This window comes from Aeromonas sp. QDB56 (genome assembly GCF_027705505.1).
GTDB lineage: Bacteria > Pseudomonadota > Gammaproteobacteria > Enterobacterales > Aeromonadaceae > Aeromonas > Aeromonas caviae.
On record NZ_JAPDBZ010000266.1, the window covers coordinates 1 to 1,534 of the forward strand.

The 1,534-nt window shown below is 55.1% G+C and carries 1 protein-coding gene; it reads right to left on the bottom strand.

The features are described from left to right. Window positions 1-11 precede the first annotated feature (11 nt). A complete protein-coding gene (locus tag OKB81_RS20295) occupies window positions 12-1,442 on the bottom strand; it encodes an IS4-like element ISAeme22 family transposase (protein WP_041207141.1) in 1,431 nt (476 codons plus the stop codon). Window positions 1,443-1,534: the final 92 nt, after the last annotated feature.

Genomic DNA, 1,534 nt, shown 5'->3' on the forward strand with positions numbered 1-1,534 from the left:
CTGTCTCTTGATCAGATCTTGATCCCCTGCGCCATCAGATCCTTGGCGGCAAGAAAGCCATCCAGTTTACTTTGCAGGGCTTCCCAACCTTCCCAGAGGGCGCCCCAGCTGGCAATTCCGGTTCGCTTGCTGTCCATAAAACCGCCCAGTCTGGCTATCGCCATGTAAGCCCACTGCAAGCTACCTGCTTTCTCTTTGCGCTTGCGTTTTCCCTTGTCCAGATAGCCCAGTAGCTGACATTCATCCTGAGTCAGCACCGTTTCAGCGGACTGGCTTTCTACGTGTTCCGCTTCCTTTAGCAGCCCTTGCGCCCTGAGTGCTTGCGGCAGCGTGAAGCTTTCTCTGAGCTGTAACAGCCTGACCGCGACAAACGAGAGGATCGAGACCATCCGCTCCAGATTATCCGGCTCCTCCATGCGTTGCCTCTCGGCTCCAGCTCCGGTTTTCCATGCCTTATGGAACTCCTCGATCCGCCAGCGATGGGTGTATATGTCGATGACCCGCAAGGCTTGGGCTAGTGACTCGACGGGTTCACTGGTTAACAACAACCATTTCAACGGGGTCTCACCCTTGGGCGGGTTAATCTCCTCGGCCAACACCGCATTGAGCGTGATATTCCCCTGTTTTAGCGTGATGCGCCCACTGCGCAGGCTCAAGCTCGCCTTGCGGGCGGGTCGATTTTTACGTTTACCGCGTTTATCCACCACGCCCTTTTGCGGGATGCTGATCTGATAGCCACCCAGCTCCGGTTGGTTTTTCAGATGGTCGTACAGATACAATCCGGAGCCAGTGTCCTTGCGCGGGTGCTTGGAGCGCACTACAAATCGCTCTTTATGTGTCAGTTTGTCCTGCAGGTAAGCATGGATATCGGCTTCGCGGTCACAGACCGCAATCACGTTGCTCATCATACTGCCCATGCGTAACCGGCTAGTTGCGGCCGCAGCCAGCCATTTGCCACTCTCCTTTTCATCCGCGTCGGCAGGGTCATCCGGGCGCATCCACCACTCCTGATGCAGTAATCCTACGGTGCGGAATGTAGTGGCCTCGAGCAAGAGAACGGAGTGAACCCACCATCCGCGGGATTTATCTCCAATAGCACCCAGCTTGCCAAGCTCTTCGGCGACCTGGTGGCGATAACTCAAAGAAGTGGTGTCCTCAATGGCCAGCAGTTCGGGAAACGCCTGAGCTAACTTGACGGTTTGCATGGCGCCAGCCTTTCTGATCGCCTCGGCAGAGACGTTGGGATTGCGGATAAATCGGTAAGCGCCTTCCTGCATGGCTTCACAGCCCTCTGATGAGATGGTTATTGATTTTCCAGAACATTTTGCCAATTGAGCGGCGACGTTAACCAGACGGGTGGTACGGCGAGGATCACCCAGCGCCGCCGAAGAGAACACAGATTTAGCCCAGTCAGCCGCACGATGAAGAGCAGAAGTTATCATGATCGTTACCATGTTAGGAGGTCACATGGAAGATCAGATCCTGGAAAACGGGAATGGTTCCGTTCAGGGCGCTACTTGTGTATAAGAGTCAG